This is a genomic window from Rhizobium sp. NPDC092011 (assembly GCF_044756305.1).
GTDB lineage: Bacteria > Pseudomonadota > Alphaproteobacteria > Rhizobiales > Rhizobiaceae > Rhizobium.
On sequence record NZ_JBIVSO010000043.1, the window covers coordinates 1 to 3055 of the forward strand.

Below are 3055 nucleotides of genomic sequence, written 5' to 3' on the forward strand. Positions count from 1 at the left end.
AGCAATCGATCGATGCTATTTTTAGCGTCGCCGTAGAACATGCGTGTGTTGTCCTTGAAGAAGAGGGGGTTTTCGATGCCGGAATAACCGGTTCCCTGGCCTCGTTTGGAGACGAAGACCTGCTTTGCCCTCCAGACTTCGAGAACGGGCATGCCTGCGATGGGGGAGTTGGGATCTTCCTGTGCGGCGGGATTGACGATGTCGTTGGAGCCGATGACGATGACGACGTCGGTCTCGTGGAAGTCGTCGTTGATCTCGTCCATCTCGAGCACGATGTCATAGGGTACCTTGGCTTCGGCCAGCAGCACGTTCATGTGGCCTGGCAGTCGCCCGGCGACCGGATGGATGGCGAAGCGGACGGTCTTGCCGGATGCCCTGAGCTTGCGGGTGAGTTCGGAGACGGCAGCTTGAGCCTGGGCGACCGCCATGCCGTAACCCGGCACGATGATGACGCTGTCGGCATCGTTGAGGGCGGAAGCGACGCCATCGGCATCGATGGCGATCTGCTCGCCTGATATCTCCATGGCCGGGCCGGCGGTTGCGCCGAAGCCGCCGAGGATGACGGAGACGAAGGAACGGTTCATCGCCTTGCACATGATGTAGGAGAGGATGGCGCCCGACGATCCGACCAGCGCGCCGGTGACGATCAAAAGGTCGTTGCCGAGGGTAAAGCCGATCGCCGCCGCCGCCCAGCCGGAATAGGAGTTCAGCATGGAGACGACGACGGGCATGTCGGCGCCACCGATGCCCATGATCAGGTGATAGCCGATGAAGAAGGCAATCACCGTCATTGCGATCAATGCCTCAATGCTGCCATTGCCGGCATAGGCGATGAGCAGGACGACGGACAGGATGGCTGCGCCGGCATTGAGCACATGGCCGCCCGGCAGCTTCCTGGCCTTGCCGTCCACCTTGCCGGAAAGCTTGCCGAAGGCGATGACCGAGCCGGTGAAGGTGACGGCGCCGATGAAGATGCCGACGAAGACCTCGACCTTCATGATCGCAAGCTCGACCGGGCTCTTGTGGGCAAGGATGGCGGCAAAGCCGCCAAGGGCTGCCCGGGCCGTCTCGTCCATGGCGGCGATGCGGGCCGCCTCGAGATGGGCGTTGAAGCCGATGAAGACGGCGGCGAGGCCGACGAAGGAATGCAGCGCCGCGACGAGCTGCGGCATCTCGGTCATCTGCACCCGTCTTGCGACCATGGTGCCGAGGAGCGCGCCGCCGGCGATCATCACGAGGACGATGAGCCAGATGCTGGGGTTCTTGCCGATCTCCGCACCGACCTCAGACGTGAGAAGCTGGGACCCGAGAACTTGGGATCCGAGAACCTGGGGTCCGAAGACCGTGGCGAAGACGGCAAGCGCCATGCCGGCCATGCCGTACCAGACGGCGCGCTTGGCGCTTTCCTGGCCGGAAAGCCCGCCGAGCGACAGGATGAAGAGCACGGCTGCGCAAACATAGGCGGCCGAAACGATACCGATGGTCATGATTATTCCCCCCTTGGCCGGTCCTTACGACTTCTGGAACATGGCGAGCATGCGCCGCGTCACCAGGAAACCGCCGGCGATGTTGATGGTGGCAATCAGCACCGAGAGCGCCGCAAGAACGACGACCAGCCAGTTGCCGGAGCCGAGCTGCAAGAGCGCGCCGAGGATGACGATGCCGGAGACCGCATTGGTCACCGCCATCAGCGGCGTGTGCAGCGAATGCGAGACGTTCCAGATCACCTGGAAGCCGATGAAGCAGGCGAGCATGAAGACCACGAAATGGCTCATGAAGCTTTCCGGGGCATAGGCGCCGACGACAAGCAAGAGCGCCGTGCCGGCGACAAGCAGCAGGCCCTGGTTGCGGGTCTGCGCCTTGAAGGCGGCACTCTCCCTCGCCCGCTTCTCCTCGGGCGTCGGCTCCTTCACCTTCTCCCGGGGCTTGCTTGCGGCGATCGCCTTGATCTTCGGCGGTGGCGGCGGATAGGTGATGGTCCCCTCGAAGGTGACGGTCGCACCACGGATGACATCGTCTTCCATGTTGTGGACGAGCCTGCCGTCCTTGCCCGGCGTCAGGTCGGCCATCATGTGGCGGATATTGTTGGCATAGAGCGTCGAGGCCTGGGCTGCCATGCGGCTCGGGAAATCCGTGTAGCCGATGATGATGACGCCGTTGTCGGACACGACCTTCTGGTCGGCGACGGTCAGATCGCAATTGCCGCCGCGCTCGGCGGCAAGGTCGATGATGACGGAGCCGGGCTTCATGGCCGCCACCATGTCGGCGAGCCAGAGTTTTGGCGCATCGCGGCCGGGGATCAGCGCGGTGGTGATGACGATGTCGATCTGCGGGGCGAGCTCACGGAACCTGGCGAGCTGCTTGTCGCGGAATTCCGGCGAGGAGGGAGCGGCATAGCCGCCGGTCGCAGCACCATCTGTCGCCTGGTCGGCAAAGTCGAGATAGACGAACTCGGCGCCCATGCTTTCGATCTGCTCGGCCACTTCCGGGCGCACGTCGAAGGCATAGGTGATGGCGCCGAGCGCGGTCGCCGTGCCGATCGCCGCCAGGCCGGCGACACCTGCGCCGATGACCAGGACCTTTGCCGGCGGCACCTTGCCGGCGGCCGTCACCTGGCCGGTGAAGAAGCGCCCGAAATTGTTGCCGGCCTCGATCACCGCCCGGTAGCCGGCGATATTGGCCATCGACGACAGCGCATCCATCTTCTGGGCACGCGAAATGCGCGGCACCATGTCCATGGCGATGACATTGGCGCCCCTCGCCCTCGCCTGTTCCAGAAGCTCCCGGTTCTGGGCCGGATGGAAGAAGGAGATCAGCGTCTGGCCGGGGCGAAGCTGCTCGACCTCGGAAGGCTCCGGAGCGCGTACCTTGGCGATGACGTCGGAGCGCGCATAAAGCTCGCCGGCACTTGAGACCACCGTCACGCCCGCGGCGCGATAGGCATCGTCCGAAAAGCCTGCCCCCTCACCCGCTCCCGCCTCGATCAGACAATCATGACCAAGCTTGACAAGATGCAATGCACTCTCCGGCGAAAGAGATACGCGAGACTCGTTTT

2 protein-coding genes are annotated in these 3055 nt (G+C 63.9%); both read right to left on the reverse strand.

The features are described 5' to 3' along the window. The coding region (locus ACIQJ2_RS38170; protein ID WP_400678220.1) for an NAD(P)(+) transhydrogenase (Re/Si-specific) subunit beta at positions 1-1487 on the reverse strand (1487 nt) is incomplete at its 3' end. Between the two features lie 24 nt (positions 1488-1511). Next, a partial coding sequence (locus tag ACIQJ2_RS38175) for a Re/Si-specific NAD(P)(+) transhydrogenase subunit alpha (RefSeq protein WP_113380094.1) occupies positions 1512-3055 on the reverse strand: 1544 nt, incomplete at its 5' end.